This is a genomic window from Marinovum sp. E3 (genome assembly GCF_055755275.1).
This window is the reverse complement of sequence record NZ_CM146908.1, coordinates 1,938,458-1,955,846: the sequence shown is the minus strand read 5'-3', so window position 1 is coordinate 1,955,846 and position 17,389 is coordinate 1,938,458. Positions and strand designations below refer to the sequence as shown.

Here is a 17,389-nt window from a genome sequence, read left to right as displayed (position 1 = left end):
ACAGGCCGTGCTGGCCGGCTGGGGCAGGGCAGACCGCTGCTCTTGCGGGGCAGAGCAAAAACCCGAGAAAATCTCGGCCAACCCGCTTGACGTCCCCCGCCGCTTCACTTAATCAGCCCCTCACGCGCGGTTGTAGCTCAGTTGGTTAGAGTACCGGCCTGTCACGCCGGGGGTCGCGGGTTCGAGCCCCGTCAACCGCGCCACTTTCCCTCCTTCATGCCCTGAAGAACATGCCCCAAACGGGGCCGCTGGCGCTGCCTTGGCGCGCCGCGCAAAGAGCCTTCTGTCGCACAGAATATCCGGTAAATGCCGCAGGTTGCGAGGCCGCGAAAAACTTCTGCCGGATCGCGATATTTGCCGTTGACGCCCCCCGCCGCTTCACTTAATCAGCCCCTCACGCGCGGTTGTAGCTCAGTTGGTTAGAGTACCGGCCTGTCACGCCGGGGGTCGCGGGTTCGAGCCCCGTCAACCGCGCCACTTTCTCCTTCGGATGAAAAATACCCCCCCTCGGGGGCCCGCGCGCAGAGCGTCGCGCCGCAGCTCAGTACGTATAGCCCATCGCCTCTTCGACCCCGAGGTCGAGCCGTTCGCGCATCCACGCCCGGTCCGCCTCGGGCATCTCGGCGGGGGTCTCCGGCCGGGTCATCACCGCAGGCTTGAACTTGGCGCCCAGGCGCTTGGTCACGGGCTTGTAGGCGGTGTCGGTCGCGGGCAGGGCAAGGCCCGCGCGCAGATCGGCGAGAAACGCCTCGGGCGCCGCCTGAACCGCCTCCATCCGCAGGAAAACGCAGGAGGAATGGCGGATGGCAAAACTCAGCAGCACCGCCATCTTGACCGCCCGCAATTCGAACAGATCGCGGAACATCGCGCCGGTGATCGGATGCCGGTCGGCCTGGAGCGGTTGGCCGCGGAACTCGGGCGCCTCGGCCCAGGGGAAATAGCGCGGCCGGTCGATGCGGCTGTCCCAGGGGGCGCGGATGAAGTCGGAGAACCCCAGCGCCTGAAGCGGCGGCCGGGCGTGCCAGGGCTTGGCATGCATCGACAGCGCCCAGGCATCGGCGGCGCGAAAAGTGCAGACCACGGTGAAATCCGCCGGGATCGCCAGCATCCCCGGCACCCCGTGTTTCCAGCCCAGCACCTCGGAATTGCCGAGCCAGGTGTTGCCGTCGATCAGCCGCTTGACGAAATTCGTCCCCGAGGACCGCTCGCCCATCACCTGAAACCGCTTCGGCGCGCTGCCGCTGTGACGGATGGCCCAGCCTGTGCCGGCCAGATCGGTGAGGATTGTGTCGCGCATGCAGGGCTTTCCGGCTAATCTGTGCAAAAGTGGTAACCGGGCCCAGAGACCCGCGCAAGAGCAGGACAAGTGACATGCAGACAACCGCCGCCGCGCTGACCATGGTGCGTGACGATGCCTTCTTCCTCAAGGCCTGGCTGAGGCACTACGGCGCGGCGCTGGGCCGCGAGAACTGCACCATCATCAACCATGGCCGCGGCGAGGAGGTGGTGCGCCTGGCCGAGGGCTGCAACATCATCGGCATCCCCGGCGACCCGCATCCCAATTTCGACATGAAGCGCTGGCGGCTGCTCAACAATCTGGTGCAGGGGCTGCGCTGCTATTACGACCACGTGATCGTCGGCGATGTCGACGAGCTGGTGGTGGTCGATCCCGCCGCCGGGGTCACCTTGCTCGACTTCCTGCGGGATCAGCCGATCCGCCGGGTGCTGACGCCGGTGGGGCTCGAGGTGGTGCACCGGGTGACGGAAGAGCCCGCGCCGATCGAGGACCATATCCTGGGCCCGCGCCGCCACGTCCGCCTGGCGCCGCATTATTCGAAACCTTGCGTGGTGTCGCAGGGCGTCAAGATCGCGCGGGGCGGGCATTTCACCCAGGCTGAAAAGCTGCACACGCCGGACGAACTGCTGCTGCTGCACCTGAAGTTCTGCGACTTCGGCAATTACGCCCGGGTGATGGACCACCGCAATGCGGTGACCGAGGCGGTGGGGGCCTCGGTCAAACAGGCCGCGATCGGGCGGCACTGGTTCGCCGAGGCGCGGGGCGAGGACCGGGCGGTCTTTGCGGCGTTCGAGGCGGCGGAGCCTGCGGATTTCGACCTGACCGGCGTGCGGCGGGGGATGCACCGGTCGTGGAAGAAGCGGGGCGACACCGGGTTCTGGCAGTTCGACCGCGAGGAGAGCGACCGGGTGATGGTGCTGCCGGAGCGGTTTTTGGGACTCATATGACCGGCTTCAAATGTTTCGCGCAAAAAAACTTTGAGTGTTAACAAATGGTAAATAAAGAAATTTCTTCCGTACCGTCAGAAACGGACGAGAGCGACACAGCGTTTAGGGGCTTCAGCTTTGAGTTGCTTCGAATCACGTGCGGCGTTAGAGGTACCTCGCTGGCAAGCTGTCTAGAAGTTTGTCGGTAAACCGCATCCATTGCGGGCAGAGATAGTCGTCCGTCGAAGGTGGTATATCCGCCCCGGCGTTCAAAAAAGTTCGGAACCAAGTACGGGTTGATCCCGGGTAAGTGAGTTTGGTTCCAGAATGCACAGGATGCTTCATCTCGAAACTGAAAAGGAGAACTTATGAATGATCCTACACATTTTCGACGATGGGCCTTCGTTCACCGAAGGTAACGATGGAAAAATGTTCTAACAATTTTTCCATAATGCCTGCTTACTAGTAGGCAGGGGATGGGAAGAGAAATCGACCCGTCCCCACTTCCAAATTCTACAAGTGGCATCTACTCTAATGGTTGTTTTTGGAGGCCACTTGCATTGAAAACGATCGTTACTTTTCCAATCTGTGACCTGAGACGGTATGTAGGAGGTTCTTCAACCTACCTACAACGGCCGTCTTGGACCCTTCCAGAGCGCCACAAAGACTTTATTCGTGCACTGGGTGGGCTGAAACCTTCCGCGGAGGTAGGACTTTCCGTCAAAGGACTTTCAGGGTGGATAATGGAGCCGTTCGTTTGCGACGCGAAGCACGGACCAAAGTTCCATGATTTGCCGGCAATGCATATTGCCGGCGGCACATGCCAGTGGAAGATAGATAACAGGCTACTTTTTTTTGACGGTGAGTGCTCCGGAAGAGTTGAGTATCACTTTTTTTTGGATCTGAAGGGGCAGACAGAAGCTGTTTCCTTTGATGCAATTAATGATTTCCTCTGCGATATGAAGCTGAAGTTCAGAAAGCATGAAGGCGAAGGAAAGACAGAATACGATGAGGTTGATTTTGGAAGGTCAGGTCTGCTTCACGCAAATGCTTTGGCCGCTCGTACGGTGGCTCGAAACAAGTTCTTAGAACTTCACGAGATTCGGAAAAACATCAAGTTTATGAGGCCTTCAATAGTTCACGTTATAGAACCAGGGGAAATGCTGGATTTTCGGGGTGATTTTATAAAGGTCAAAAACACGATCTCGAAATATCTTGAGGTCTATCATGACAGAGTAAGGGTTTTTTCCAATATCGATATTCCGGTATGGGCAATACTTACCAAGGATAAGTTAAATGGACGGGACCTTCGCGACCTAGTCTTATATTTGCGCCGTCTTCACGCGGAGTACGAATGCATCAAGGTCCTTCTGCGGGCGGTGGAGAGCGGTGCGATACCCACGGAGGGCGGTGTTTTGCCAGAGGATTTCGAAGAATATCTTCTCGAAGTTTTGGGGCGGGTCCGCTCAGCCGAGCAACGGTTCGATCGCGTGGGAGGGTTTGCACCTGATGAACAAGCCTCATTGCCAAAAATTGCAGACTTGGCCAGTATCTCAATACATGATCTGGACCCAACTCTTCACCGCCAGATTCAAGTTGCACTTCGGAGGGCAAAGTTTAAATGGAAAAGTAATCAAAACCAGATCCTGGCGGCTCTAAAAGTTCTAGAAGAGCGGTCCGTGAATGTGAACTTCAATGTGAGGAACTTAAACGTGGATAATAGTCAAAACGTCTCGAACTCTACCGGAATTGTTCAAACCCAGGCCGGTCGGGACGCGCAAGTGAATTTAGATAAGTCCTTCAACGGATTTCAGGAAAAAACTTCAAGTGCAGAAGTGGTTCAAGCGATAGCTGACCTGAAGGAGCTACTTGATCAAGCAATTGAAACTGGTGAAGTTAAGGACCCAGAGTCTGTTGCGCGAGACTTTGACGACATGGCCCAAGAAGCTGCATCTGAAGTGCCGCGGAAACAGAAAATCGAATTTAATGGGAAGATGATCGTCGGGGCACTTAAGGAGTCATCAAGCCTAATTTCGGCAATAAGCAAAGCGGTCGAGGTCGTGGGATCATTTTTTAAGTAAATTTTCCTTAGTACGTGCTATATTGATTTAGCTCACCCCACAGCCCCCAACACCCTCACCCAGCTCCGCATCCCCTTGTGGAAGCTCGTCAGCGCATACTTCTCGTTCGGCGAATGGATCTGGTCGTCGTCCAGGCCAAAGCCGATTAGCATGGCCGGCATGTCGAGGTAATCGCTGAAATACCCCGCGATCGGGATCGAGCCGCCGCAGCCGGCAAACACTGCCGGGTTGGGCCATTCGTCTGACAGCGCGCCGCGGGCGGCCTCGAAGAGCGGCGAGGTGGTGTCCATCACGGAGGCCGGAGAGGCGCCATGCGCCTTGAATTCGACGCTGCAATCGGGCGGCAGCTGATCCTCGACATAGGCGCGAAAGGCGGCGCGGATGGCCTGCGGGTCCTGGCTGCCCACCAGGCGGAAGCTCACCTTGGCATGGGCCTGGCTGGGCAGCACGGTCTTGAAGCCGGCGCCGGTGTAGCCGCCCCAGATGCCGTTGACGTCACAGGTCGGGCGCGACCAGATCATCTCGAGCCCGGTGCGGGTGTTCTCGCCCGCCGGCTGTGACAGCCCCACGGCACCGAGGAAGTCGCGCGCCATTTCACCCGGTTCGCCAAGCGCCGCCCATTGCTCGCGCAGCGCCGCCGGCAGCTCGGGCACGTCGTCGTAGAAGCCGGGCAGGGTGACCCGGCCGGTGTCGTCATGCAGCCCGGCCAGCACCTTGGTCAGCACCCGGATCGGGTTCATCGCGATGCCGCCGAACATGCCGGAATGCAGATCGCGCGACGGCCCGGTGATGGTGACCTCCTCGCCCATCAGCCCGCGCAGCATGGTGGTGATGCAGGGGGTTTCCGGGTCGAACATGCCGGTGTCGCAGATCAGCGCGATGTCGGATTTCAGCTCGGCGGCATTCTCCTGCATGAAGGGGATGAGCGAGGGCGAGCCGCTTTCCTCTTCGCCCTCGAAAAAGAAGGTGATGCGGCAGGGCAGCCGGCCATGCACCGCGATCCAGGCCCGGCAGGCCTCGACAAAGGTCATCAGCTGGCCCTTGTCGTCGCTGGTGCCCCGGCCACGGATCACTTTTCCTTGAGGCGTGTCCTCGATCTGCGGGTCGAACGGGTCCCGATCCCAGAGCTCGAGCGGATCGACCGGCTGCACGTCGTAATGGCCGTAGAACAGCAGATGCGGGCCGCCCTCGCCGATATGGCCCACCACCATGGGATGGCCCGGGGTGGGGCGCTTGCTGGCCTCGGCGCCCAGCGATTGCAGGTCGGCCACAAGCCAGTCTGCGGCCTGCTGGCACTGGGCCGCATAGGTCGGATCGGTGGAAATCGACGGGATTCGAAGAAGGTCTTTCAAGCGGTCAGATGCCGCATTGAGGTCATCATCGATTCGGGTCAGAACGGGCGAAATGTCCATCGGCAGGTTTCCTTTTTGCGTCAGACCCTAGCGAAGCGGAAATCCCTGTCCAGTGGGGTTTGACATGGATCAATGCTGCGGCCATGGGTCGCCGCTAGTAGAGGTTGCCAGACGGGATTTCCCGCTGTAAGTATTCAGGAACGTGAATTTGACCGCCTTTCGGGCGATCAGGTTCATACGCAGGGCCCGCGGCCCCACGCAAACGGAGGTGCCCCGGTGAGCCACAATCTGGATTATACCGCGAAACTCGACGCGGCGCTCGGCCGCCTGCACGACGAGGGCCGCTACCGGACCTTTATCGATATCGAACGCAAGCAGGGCCATTTCCCGCATGCCACCTGGCGCAAGCCCGACGGCAGCGAACAGCCGATCACTGTCTGGTGCGGCAACGACTATCTCGGTATGGGCCAGCACCCGGTGGTGCTCGCGGCGATGCACGAGGCGCTGGAGGCCACCGGCGCCGGCTCCGGCGGCACCCGCAACATTTCGGGCACCACGGTCTATCACAAGCGGCTCGAGGCCGAGCTGGCCGATCTGCACGGCAAGGAATCTGCGCTGCTCTTTACCAGCGCCTATATCGCCAATGACGCGACGTTAAGTACGCTGCCCAAGCTGTTTCCCGGTCTGATCATTTACTCGGACGCGCTGAACCATGCCTCGATGATCGAGGGCGTGCGGCGCAACGGCGGGGCCAAGCGCATCTTCCGCCACAACGACGTCGCCCATCTGCGCGAGCTGCTCGAGGCCGACGATCCGGCGGCGCCCAAGCTGATCGCCTTTGAATCGGTCTATTCGATGGACGGCGATTTCGGTCCGATCGAAGAGATCTGCGACCTGGCCGACGAATTCGGCGCGCTGACCTATATCGACGAGGTCCATGCGGTGGGCATGTACGGCCCGCGCGGCGCCGGCGTGGCCGAGCGCGACCGGCTGATGCACCGGCTCGACATCATCAACGGCACCCTGGCCAAGGCTTTTGGCGTGATGGGCGGCTATATCGCGGCCAGTCATAAAATGTGTGACGCCATAAGGTCTTATGCGCCGGGCTTCATCTTCACCACCTCGCTGCCGCCGGCGATTGCCGCCGGCGCCGCGGCCAGTGTGAAACATCTCAAGACCGACCAGGCGTTGCGCGAGCGGCACCAGACCCAGGCCAGCATCCTCAAGCTGCGGCTCAAGGGCATGGGCCTGCCGATCATCGATCACGGCAGCCATATCGTGCCGGTGATCGTCGGCGACCCGGTGCACACCAAGAAATTGTCGGACATGCTGCTCGAGACCTACGGCATCTATGTCCAGCCGATCAACTTCCCGACCGTGCCGCGTGGCACCGAACGGCTGCGGTTCACCCCGTCGCCGGTGCACGGTCCGCGCGAGATGGATGCCTTGGTGGGAGCAATGGACGATCTGTGGTCGCATTGTGCGCTGAATCGTGCCGACCTGAGTGCCTGAGCGGTTTTGACCCTGCCATTATGCGCGCTACATGCTAACCTCGTTACAAGCAAAGGGGCGACACGAATCGTCCTGAACCGTTGGGGAATGGTCAGGGCAACGAAAAACGGGGCAGATCGGCATGATAGGGCGCAAACTGAGGCGCGGCGAGGCGCCGGGCGAGGAAAACGTCGGCCCAAAGGGGTTTGACGACTTCGCATTGCGCCTTGGGGATGTCATGCGGGGCGAACGGGCCACCATGGGCAAATCCCTGCTCGACGTGCAGCGCGAATTGCGGATCAAGGCCTCCTATATCGCCGCGATCGAAAATTGCGATCCCGAAGCTTTTGACACTCCTGGATTCATTGCCGGATACGTGCGCTCCTATGCGCGCTATCTCAACATGGATCCGGATGTCACCTTTCAGAATTTCTGCGTCGAAAGCGGCTTTACCACCGCGCATGGCATGTCGGCCGAAGCGTCCAGCCAGCAGCGCAAGCCGGGGCAGAAGCTGCCGCAGAAATCTCCGGCCGAACGGGATCTCTTCACCGATCCGAACATGCCTTTCGCCCCGCGCGGCGAAAGCTTCCTGGCCCAGATCGAACCCGGGGCCGTCGGCTCGATGCTGGTGTTGCTGACGCTGATCGCCGGGATCGGCTATGGCGGCTGGAGCGTGTTGCAGGAAATCCAGCGGGTGCAGCTCACCCCGGTGGATCAGACGCCGATCGCACTGGCCGAGCTCGACCCGCTGGAGGGCGCCGGCCGGATCGCGCCGGAAGAGGACAGCCTCGATCCCGACGAGACCCGCGCCGCCGGCGTGTTCAACCCGCCCTCGGGCGAACCGATGGACCGGCTCTATCGCCCGCAGGCGCTGGATGTGCCGGTGATGATCGCCCGCGACGCGCCGATTTCCACGCTCGATCCGTCACGCGTCGGCAGTTTTGCCAGGGCCTCGCGGGAACGCACCCCCTCGATTGTCACTGCGAGCGCCGCCGCCTCGGGCGATGTGCCGCTGGACAGGGTGATGGATCAGGTCGCCGAACAGGTGGCCGCCACCGCCTTGCCGCAGGTGCTGGAGCCTCCGAAACCCGGTGTGCAGCTGGTTGCCGTCCGCCCGGCCTGGGTGCGGGTGCGCGCCGCCGATGGCAGCGTGCTCTACGAGGCGGTGATGAACGCCGGCGATACCTTCGACGTGCCGCAGGGCGAAGAGCCGGCGACGCTGCGGGTCGGGGCTTCGGGCGCGGTCTATTTCGCCGTCAACGGCCAGACCTACGGCCCCGCCGGGCCGCGCGGCGCCGTGACCTCGAATGTGGCGCTGGCCGCGGCGAGCCTGACCGAGCGCTATCAGCCCGCCGATCCGGCCAGCGATGGCGACCTCGAGCGGATGGTGGCCGAGCTGAACCTGCGTGTCGCCACGCCGACGCCGGAGACCACGGCCGGCGAATAACCTCTGACGCATTGCATTGCCGGCCAGTCTGACTAGGTTGCGGGCAAAATGCGTACTGCTTCGGGATACTTTCCATGAGCCTCAATCACGTCCGTCCGTGGCGCAATATCTATCGCCGCAAGAGCCGTCAGATCATGGTCGGCAATGTCGCCGTGGGCGGCGATGCGCCGATCTCTGTGCAGACGATGACCAATACCATCACCACCGACGTCAAGGCCACGCTCGACCAGATCATCCGCGCCGCCGAAGCCGGGGCCGATATCGTCCGGGTCTCGGTGCCCGACGAGGCGTCGGCCAAGGCGATGAAGGAAATCTGCCGCGAGAGCCCGGTGCCGATCGTCGCCGACATCCACTTCCACTACAAACGCGGCATCGAAGCCGCCGAGGCCGGCGCGGCCTGTCTGCGGATAAACCCCGGCAATATCGGCTCCGAAGACCGGGTCAAGGAAGTGATCCGCGCGGCCCGCGATCACGATTGCTCGATCCGCATCGGTGTCAACGCCGGCTCTCTGGAAAAGCACCTGCTCGAGAAATACGGCGAACCGACCCCCGACGCCATGGTCGAATCCGGCCTCGATCATATCAAGGTCTTGCAGGACAACGATTTCCACGCGTTCAAGATCTCCTGCAAGGCATCGGATGTCTTCATGGCCGCCGCCGCCTATCAGGCGCTGGCCGAGGCCACCGATGCGCCGATCCACCTCGGCATCACCGAGGCCGGCGGGCTGACCTCGGGCACCATCAAGAGCGCCATCGGTCTCGGCAACCTGCTCTGGATGGGCATCGGCGACACCATCCGCGTCAGCCTCTCGGCCGATCCGGTCGAAGAGGTCAAGGTCGGCTTCGAGATCCTCAAGTCGCTCGGCCTGCGCCACCGCGGCGTGAACATCATTTCCTGCCCCTCCTGCGCCCGTCAGGGCTTCGACGTGATCAAGACGGTCGAAGTGCTGGAGCAGCGGCTGGAACACATCAAGACGCCGATGAGCCTGTCGATCATCGGCTGCGTGGTCAATGGCCCGGGCGAGGCGCTGATGACCGACGTGGGCTTTACCGGCGGCGGTGCCGGCAATGGCATGGTCTATCTCGCCGGCAAGGCCAGCCACAAGATGTCGAACGACCAGATGGTCGAACATATCGTCGAGGAAGTCGAAAAAAAGGCCGCCGAAATCGCGGCCCGCGAAGCCCAGGCGGCGGAATGACCCCGGGGCGCGGATGACACCGCCTGTCATTCCTCTTGCACGAAATACCTCGGGGGAGGCCAAAGGCCGGGGGCAGAGCCCCCAGAAAAAACCCCGGGACCCGATCCCGCTCCCGCCCCGGACCTGATCCGGGGCCTCCCGTTCCGCCCGGTGTCCCGGGCGACGGGCGCGGCCTCAGCCCTCGGCGCGTTCCTGCGCCACCACCTGGCGCATCGCGTCGAGCGGCAGGTAGCCGCGCAGCAGGCTGTCTTCCAGCACGAAGGTCGGCGTGCCGTTGATCTGAAGCCGCTGCGCCAGGGCGCGGGTCTCGGCGATCCGCTGCGCGACCCTGTCGCTCTCCATCTCCGCCAGAACCGCCTCGGCATCCAGCCCCAGCGTCTCGGCCAGCCGGCGCAGCGCGGTCTCGTTGACCGTGCCGCCAAGCTTGATCAGCGCGTCATGCGCGCTCTCATAAGCCGCGTCCCCGGCCACCTCGAGCACCGCAATGGCGAATTTCGAGCTCTCGAGGCTGTCCGGGCCGAGAATCGGGAACTCCTTGACAATAAAGCGGATATTGCCGTCGCTTTCGATCAGTTCCTTGACCTCTTCATGTGCCTTGCGGCAATAGCCGCAGCGATAGTCGATGAATTCCACCAGCGTGACATCGCCCTCGGGGTTGCCGCCGACATGGCTGAATCCGTCGTCGAAGATGTCACTGCGATTGGCGGCGATCAGGTCGAGATCGCGGTCGCCCCGCGCCGCCTGCTGCCGCCGCTCGAGCTCGTTGACCGCCTCGATGATGACCTGCGGGTTCTCCATCAGATAGGCCCGGACCGCCGCGCCAAAGGCATCACGCTCGGCCTCGGTCATTTCGGTCAGATCGGTGGCCAGCGCGGGCCCGGCACAGGCCAGTGTGGCGGCAAGGGCGGTGGCGGTAAGAAAACGGGTCATTGGCTATCCTGTATGTGCGCGCGCATCAGCGCAGGGTCTTGGTGGCAGAAAGCACATCCTCGGCGCGTCGCCAAGGGCCGGAGCCCCGCGGAAGCAGCCCCTCGGCGCGGGTGGCATGCAGCCTGGCGTCCTTCATCCGGCCTTGCAGCGCATAGCGCTCGGCGGTGACCAGCGAGGCCATGCCGTTCTGGCCGGTCTTGGCATAGGCAACCGCCAGGTCGCGCAGGATGCGCGGATCGCGAAAATCGCGGCTGCGGGCACGCTCCAGCACCTCGAGCGCGGATTTCGCATCCCCCGCCGCCATCTGCGCGCGGCCCAGGCCGCCCAGGATCAGCGCCTCGTTCGGGGCCATGGCGGCGGCCTGGCGATAGACCTGCACCGCCGGGCCGAACTGCCGGCCTTCCAGCAGGATCTGCCCCTTGAGTTCGAGGTAGAGCGCGTCCCGGGGCCGTAGCGCCAGCGCCTGGTCGATGGCCGCAACGGATTTGCGCAGGTCCGAGCTCCGGTGATAGGCCACCGCCTCGCGCATCAGGGCAATATCCTTGCTGACGCTGGCGCCCGCCCGCCGCAGGGTCCAGCCCGGCGCGCGCAGAAAGGCCGAGAGCTTGCCCTGGGCCCGGGCGAACCAATAGGCGGCGCCGGGATCGTCGCGGGCCGCCCCGGCGTTGCCGGCGACAAAGCCCTGGGCGGCGCGCATCCGGTCGCGGGTCAGCGGGTGCGAGCGCATGTAGGGATCCTGCCGGCCGGCGCTCAGGGCCTCCTGGCCGCGAAACAGCTCATGCACCTCGAGCGCGGCGCGCGGGTCGATGCCGGCGCGGACCAGGCTGCGCAGGGCGGTGGCATCGGCCGAGCTTTCCTCGGCGCGGGTATGGGCCAGGAACTGGCGCAGCGCCGCGCTCTGACTGCCGGCGGCGATGCCGGTGGCCACCGAGGGCGCGCCCGAGGCCGCGGCGGCGGCGGCCAGCACCATGCCGAGCCCGGCGGCGGTGCGCGCGGCGCGGGCATTGCCGGCGCGGCGGGCGAGGTGGCCGTTCGAGATATGCGCGGCCTCATGGGCGATGACATATTGCAGCGCCTCGACGCTGCCCAGCTTCATGATCAGGCCGGAGTTCAGGAAGATATGCTGGTTGTCGGCGACAAAGGCATTCAGTGCCGGATCGTCGATCACCAGAATCCGCAGGTTCGCCGGCACGCCGGCCGCCCGAAGCACCGGCGCGGCGATCTGCGCCAGCGCATATTCCACGTCGGCATCCCGGATCAATCCGGCCGCCTTGGCAGGCACGGCCACGAGCACCCAGAGCGCGAGCGTGGCCGCAAAGTGTCTCAGTATCCGCATTGACCTCCCCGTCTCGATCCCGGAAAACCGCCTCCGGGCAGAGCTTGGGAGAATAACATGCGAGACTCAAGGCGGGGGGACGTCGATCCTTTTATTGTGATGGATGTGATGGAGGCCGCGCGCCAGGCCGAGGCCGCCGGCCGCCACATCATCCACATGGAGGTCGGCCAGCCCGGAACGCCAGCACCACATGGCGCGCGCGCCGCCGTGGGTGCGGCAATGCAGAGCGATCCGATGGGCTATACCGTGGCGCTCGGCCTGCCGGCGCTGCGCGCACGGATTGCGCGGCTTTATGCCGATTGGTACGGCGTGACGCTCGATCCGGCGCGGGTGATCGTCACTCCGGGCTCCTCCGGCGCCTTCCTTCTGGCCTTCACCGCGCTCTTCGACGCCGGCGACCGGGTGGCGATCGGCGCGCCGGGCTATCCAAGCTATCGCCAGATCCTCAAGGGGCTGTCGCTGGAACCCATCGATCTCGAAACCCGCCCCGAAAACCGGCTGCAACCGGCCCCCGGGGATTTCGCCGATCTCGATATCCAGGGCCTGCTGGTCGCCTCGCCGGCCAATCCGACCGGCACCATGCTGGACCGGCCGGCGATGGCAGCGCTGATCGCGGCGGCGCAGGCCAAGGGCGCGGCCTTCATCTCGGACGAGATTTACCATGGCATTGAATATGAGGCCAAGGCGGTCACCGCGCTGGAGATCACCGACGACTGCTATGTGATCAACTCCTTTTCGAAGTATTTCAGCATGACCGGCTGGCGCGTTGGCTGGATGGTGGTGCCCGAGGGACATGTGCGCAAGATCGAGCGGCTGGCGCAGAACATGTTCATCTGCGCGCCGCATGTGGCCCAGGTGGCGGCGCTGGCGGCGATGGACTGCGACGACGAATTGCAGGCCAATCTCGCGGTCTATGCCGAGAACCGGCGGTTGATGCTCGACGGGCTGCCCAAGGCCGGGTTCGACCGGATCGCGCCGCCGGATGGCGCGTTCTACGTCTATTCCGACGTCCGCCACATCACCGATGACAGCCTGAGCTTCTGCCGCGAGATCCTCGACGAGGCCGGGGTGGCGGTGACGCCGGGGCTCGATTTCGACCCGGTGCGCGGCGGCGGCACCCTGCGGTTTTCCTATGCCCGCTCGACCGCGGATATCCGCGAGGGGCTGGAACGGCTGGCGCGGTTCATGGCGCGGCGCGGGCTGGCTGCGGGCTGAGCCGGGTGGGGGCGCTGCCCCCGTCGCCTGTGGCGACTCCCCCGAGGGTATTTTCGGCAAGAGGAAAGAGAGGCGGGGCGTGGTGCGGCTGCCGGGGCGCGCGATAGAGGGATGCACGGGGCGGCGCGCCGTGGTAGATTGTGGCTCGAACGCGGGCGCGAGACCCGTGCAGCAAGGGTCATCGGCATGAGCAGACATCTCCTTTCCGCCTGCGCCTTCGCGCTGGCACTTTTCACCGCGCAAGCCCCGGCGCAGGAATTCGGCGCCCTGGCGCGGATCGATGCCGAGGACAGCGGCATCGCCCGCGGCGGCGATCTGACGCTTGAATTCGCACTCAGCCAGGGCGTGCCCTGGCGCGCCTATACGCTGACCGAGCCGGACCGGCTGATCCTCGACTTTCAGGAGGTGGACTGGACCGGGCTGGCCGCAGAGGCCTTTGCGTCCAAACATCTCGCCTCGGTGCGTTTCGGGGCCTTGCAGCCCGGCTGGTCGCGCTTCGTCGCCGAACTGGCGGCGCCACTGGCGGTCAGGACCGCCGCGCTCGAGGTCGATGATACCACCGCCGCCGCGACCCTGCGGGTGACGCTCGACCGGACCGACCGGGCCGATTTCGACGCCGCCGTCGGTGCCGTTCCAAGCGCGCGATGGGTGCTGCCGGAACCCGCGCTGCGCGCCGAGACGACCGGCGTGCCGGATGTGCTGACCGTGGTGCTCGATCCGGGCCATGGCGGTATCGATCCCGGCGCGCTGCGCGGCGGCTATCGCGAGTCGGATCTGGTGCTGCAACTGGCCCGCGACGTGAAGGAGGCGCTGTTGCGCGCGGGCGGCATCAACGTGGTGATGACCCGCGAAGAGGATCACTTCGTCTCGCTCGAGGCCCGCGTCGCCATCGCCCGCCGTGCCGGGGCGCATCTCTTCATCTCGCTGCATGCCGATGCGCTCGAAGAGGGCGTGGCGCATGGGGCCTCGGTTTACATGCTGTCGGACACCGCGACCGACGAAGCCACCGCCGCGCTGGCCGAACGCCATGACCGCAGCGATCTCCTGGCCGGGGTCGACCTGACCGGGTCGGACGATGAAGTGGCGGAAATCCTGATGGATCTGGCGCGGCAGGACAATGGCCCGCGCTCGCATATGCTGGCCAAGGCGATGGTGCGCGCGATCGACGACTCGGTGGGCGAGATCCACAAGCGCCCCTTGCGCGAGGCCGGGTTCTCGGTGCTCAAGGCGGCCGATATTCCCAGCGTGCTGGTCGAGGTCGGCTTTCTCTCGACCGACCGTGACCTGGAGAACCTGCAAGACCCGGAATGGCGGGCGAAAATGGCGCGCGGCATCCGCGACGGCATCCTGGCCTGGTCGCTGGCTGACGCCACGATTGCCCCGCTCCGGCGCAAGTGACGCGACGCCATTGGCTGATTTCCGCAAGAGCGGATCATAACGGGGTTTGTGTTTTGACCGTCCGGGGCATCACGCCTATATAAGCCATCTAAACCAGCAGGAGCGCGTGGTGCTGAGGTTCATCCTTTCTTTCTTTGGTGGCATTTTCACCGTGGTCACCATGGGGGCCGCGGCCATCGCACTGTCGATCGGCGCGGTCTTCTGGGTCTATGGCCGCGATCTGCCCAGCCACGAATCGCTGGCCCAGTACAAGCCGCCGACAATCAGCCGGATCTATTCCGGTGAAGGCCGGATGATCGATGAATTCGCCCAGGAACGCCGGCTTTTCACCCCCGCCGAAGAGATCCCCGACCTGATCAAACAGGCCTTCATCTCGGCCGAGGACAAGAATTTCTACGACCACGCCGGCTATGACGCGCGCGGCATCATCGCCGCCGGTGTCGAGGCGGTGCAATCGCGCGGCCAGAACGTGCGCGGCGCCTCGACCATCACCCAGCAGGTGATGAAGAACTTCCTGCTCTCCGGCGACCGCCGGATCGAGCGCAAGATCAAAGAGATCATCCTTGCCACCCGGCTCGAGGAAACGCTCGACAAGGAGCGCATTCTCGAATTGTACATGAACGAGATCTTCCTCGGCCAGAACTCCTATGGCGTCACCGCCGCCGCCCAGACCTATTTCAACAAGACCCTGGGCCAGCTCGCCCCGCATGAGGCCGCCTTCCTCGCCTCGCTGCCCAAGGCGCCGTCGGATTTCCACCCGGTGCGCCGCAAGGAGCGGCTGCTGGAGCGGCGCAACTTCGTGCTCAAGGAGATGATGGAGAACGGCTATATCACCGAAGCCGTCTATCGCGACGAGGTTGCCCAGCCGCTGCGCTCGGTGCAGAACGGCGATTTCGAGAGCTTCAAGACCGCGCTGCCGCCGCGCGACTATTTCACCGACGAGATCCGCCGCCAGCTCTCCGAGGATTTCGGCGAGGGCGAGTTCTTTTCCGGCGGTCTGACCGTGCGCGCCACCATCGACCCCGAGATGCAGGTGATTGCCGCTCACGCGCTGCAAAGGCAGCTCGAGCAATATGATCGCGGGTTGGGCACCTGGCGCGGCACCGGCAAGAGCATCGATGCCGCCGAGATCGACAATTGGCGCGAGGCGCTGGCCGATGTGCGTGTCGCCCGCGACGTCACGCTCGAGAGCCCCTGGTATCCGGCCGTGGTGCTGGCGGTCGAGGATCAGCAATTGCGCATCGGCATCGAGGGTGTGGCCGAGGACGAGAACGCGCCGCATGTGGTGCCGCGTCAGGACATCGAGTGGCTTCGCGGCAACTTCTTCGACAATTTCGAAGTCGGCGACGTGGTGCATGTGCGCAGGATGACCGAAGGCGACAATGGCGCGGGCGCCTTTATCCGCTGGACCTTGCGGCAGGTGCCGGAAGTGCAGGGCGGCTTCATGGCGATGGACGTCAACACCGGCCGGGTTCTGGCAATGCAGGGCGGCTTTTCCTATCAGAATTCGGTGTTCAACCGCGCCACCCAGGCCCAGCGTCAGCCCGGTTCGTCCTTCAAGCCCTTTGTCTATGCCTCGGCGCTCGACAGCGGTTATACGCCGGCCACCATCATCGTCGACGCGCCGATCGAGATCGACACGCCGCAGGGCGTCTGGCGGCCCAAGAACGCCTCGAACCAGTTCTACGGCCCGACGCCGCTGCGCACCGGCATCGAACGCTCGCGCAACCTGATGACCGTGCGCCTGGCGCAAGAGGTCGGGATGGATGTGGTCGGCAGCTATGCCGAGCGCTTCGGCGTCTATGACCGGCTCAGCCCGGTGCTGGCCAATGCGCTGGGCTCGCAGGAATCGACCCTGTTCAAGATGGTCGCGGCCTATGCGATGTTTGCCAATGGCGGCGAGCGGGTGGAGCCGACACTGGTCGACCGGGTGCAGGATCGCTACGGCAAGACCGTCTATCGCCATGACGCCCGCGATTGCGTCGATTGCGACGACCCCTCGATCGCCGGCAGCCGCGGCCCGCGCATCGTGTCGAACCGCGAGCGGGTGATGGACCCGGTGACCGCCTATCAGCTGACGTCGATGATGCAGGGCGTGGTCGAACGCGGCACCGCCTCGAATTACGTCAACCTGCCGGTGCCCACGGCGGGCAAGACCGGCACCACCAACGACGCCAAGGATGTCTGGTTCGTGGGCTTCACCTCGAACGTGGTGGCCGGCTGCTACATCGGCTACGATCAGCCGCGCAGCCTTGGCCGGGGCGCCTCGGGCGGCGGGTTCTGCGGCCCGGTGTTCCAGCGGTTCATGAGCGAGGCGGTCGAGAAATACGGCGGCGGCAAGTTCCGCGTGCCCGAGGCCTGCCAGTTCATCAATATCGACCGCTTCACCGGGGCACGGCTGGGCGATGGGGCCTCGGGCGCCAATGTGGTCACCGAATGTTTCCGCGAAGGCGAAGAGCCGATCTTTGGCATCACCTTCGACGGCGGTTTTGCCATGGGCTCGAACTTCGAGCAGATCGCCCCGGGCAACAGCAGCAAGCAGGTCACCACCTCGACCGGCAAGAAGGCGGTTGTCGGCCCGAAGGCGAGCTTTGGCACGCTGTCCTCGGGCGGGCTGTATTAAGCGTGGCGGGTCGGCCCTTCGGGGCCGGAACCGCGCAGCGGGTGGCTTGTCCATGTCCCGGGGGCTTGATATCACGCAGGTCTGAAACGCCAGA

Annotated in this window: 12 protein-coding genes and 2 tRNA genes; 10 read left to right on the top strand and 4 right to left on the bottom strand. The window is 64.1% G+C overall.

The features are described 5' to 3' along the window. The first annotated feature begins 126 nt into the window (after nt 1–126). Nucleotides 127–203 (top strand) — tRNA-Asp (locus tag AC0J5K_RS09580). A 197-nt stretch (nt 204–400) separates the two neighbouring features. After that, nucleotides 401–477: transfer RNA gene (locus tag AC0J5K_RS09575), tRNA-Asp, on the top strand. A 64-nt stretch (nt 478–541) separates the two neighbouring features. Here AC0J5K_RS09575 and AC0J5K_RS09570 read toward each other — a convergent pair. Beyond that, nucleotides 542–1,297: a hypothetical protein gene (locus tag AC0J5K_RS09570; RefSeq protein WP_074835470.1), complete on the bottom strand. Its 756-nt coding sequence runs from the start codon at nt 1,295–1,297 to the stop codon at nt 542–544. Between the two features lie 74 nt (nt 1,298–1,371). Here AC0J5K_RS09570 and AC0J5K_RS09565 point away from each other — a divergent pair, with 74 nt between their 5' ends. Continuing rightward, nucleotides 1,372–2,244, top strand: a complete 873-nt coding sequence (locus AC0J5K_RS09565) for a glycosyltransferase family 2 protein (RefSeq protein ID WP_274564170.1) — start codon at nt 1,372–1,374, stop codon at nt 2,242–2,244. 455 nt (nt 2,245–2,699) lie between these two features. Continuing rightward, a complete protein-coding gene (locus tag AC0J5K_RS09560; protein ID WP_274564174.1) occupies nt 2,700–4,304 on the top strand; it encodes a hypothetical protein in 1,605 nt (534 codons plus the stop codon). A 32-nt stretch (nt 4,305–4,336) separates the two neighbouring features. On the opposite strand, the gene AC0J5K_RS09555 is transcribed toward AC0J5K_RS09560, so the two are convergent. Further along, the gene (locus AC0J5K_RS09555) at nt 4,337–5,716 is read right to left on the bottom strand and encodes a M20/M25/M40 family metallo-hydrolase (RefSeq protein ID WP_274564175.1); all 1,380 of its coding nucleotides are present in this window, start codon (nt 5,714–5,716) and stop codon (nt 4,337–4,339) included. A gap of 228 nt (nt 5,717–5,944) precedes the next feature. On the opposite strand from AC0J5K_RS09555, the gene hemA reads away from it, so the two are divergent. From hemA to ispG, 3 genes are all read left to right on the top strand, one after another. Continuing rightward, nucleotides 5,945–7,168: a 5-aminolevulinate synthase gene (hemA, locus tag AC0J5K_RS09550; RefSeq protein ID WP_048533755.1), complete on the top strand. Its 1,224-nt coding sequence runs from the start codon at nt 5,945–5,947 to the stop codon at nt 7,166–7,168. A 121-nt stretch (nt 7,169–7,289) separates the two neighbouring features. Then, nucleotides 7,290–8,594, top strand: a complete 1,305-nt coding sequence (locus AC0J5K_RS09545; RefSeq protein WP_274564177.1) for a helix-turn-helix domain-containing protein — start codon at nt 7,290–7,292, stop codon at nt 8,592–8,594. Between the two features lie 74 nt (nt 8,595–8,668). Next, the gene (ispG, locus tag AC0J5K_RS09540; RefSeq protein ID WP_074835476.1) at nt 8,669–9,793 is read left to right on the top strand and encodes a flavodoxin-dependent (E)-4-hydroxy-3-methylbut-2-enyl-diphosphate synthase; all 1,125 of its coding nucleotides are present in this window, start codon (nt 8,669–8,671) and stop codon (nt 9,791–9,793) included. A gap of 174 nt (nt 9,794–9,967) precedes the next feature. On the opposite strand, the gene AC0J5K_RS09535 is transcribed toward ispG, so the two are convergent. Next, a complete protein-coding gene (locus tag AC0J5K_RS09535; protein WP_074835477.1) occupies nt 9,968–10,723 on the bottom strand; it encodes a DsbA family protein in 756 nt (251 codons plus the stop codon). A 25-nt stretch (nt 10,724–10,748) separates the two neighbouring features. Continuing rightward, nucleotides 10,749–12,059, bottom strand: a complete 1,311-nt coding sequence (locus AC0J5K_RS09530) for a M48 family metalloprotease (RefSeq protein WP_083415971.1) — start codon at nt 12,057–12,059, stop codon at nt 10,749–10,751. 57 nt (nt 12,060–12,116) lie between these two features. Between AC0J5K_RS09530 and AC0J5K_RS09525 the strand changes: the two genes are divergently transcribed. The 3 genes from AC0J5K_RS09525 to AC0J5K_RS09515 all read left to right on the top strand — a co-directional run bounded on the left by AC0J5K_RS09525 (nt 12,117) and on the right by AC0J5K_RS09515 (nt 17,295). Then, nucleotides 12,117–13,274: a pyridoxal phosphate-dependent aminotransferase gene (locus AC0J5K_RS09525; RefSeq protein WP_274564182.1), complete on the top strand. Its 1,158-nt coding sequence runs from the start codon at nt 12,117–12,119 to the stop codon at nt 13,272–13,274. A 186-nt stretch (nt 13,275–13,460) separates the two neighbouring features. Then, nucleotides 13,461–14,672 (top strand): N-acetylmuramoyl-L-alanine amidase, encoded by a 1,212-nt coding sequence (locus AC0J5K_RS09520; protein ID WP_274564183.1) that lies wholly within the window; start codon nt 13,461–13,463, stop codon nt 14,670–14,672. A gap of 109 nt (nt 14,673–14,781) precedes the next feature. Further along, the gene (locus AC0J5K_RS09515; protein WP_274564184.1) at nt 14,782–17,295 is read left to right on the top strand and encodes a penicillin-binding protein 1A; all 2,514 of its coding nucleotides are present in this window, start codon (nt 14,782–14,784) and stop codon (nt 17,293–17,295) included. Nucleotides 17,296–17,389: the final 94 nt, after the last annotated feature.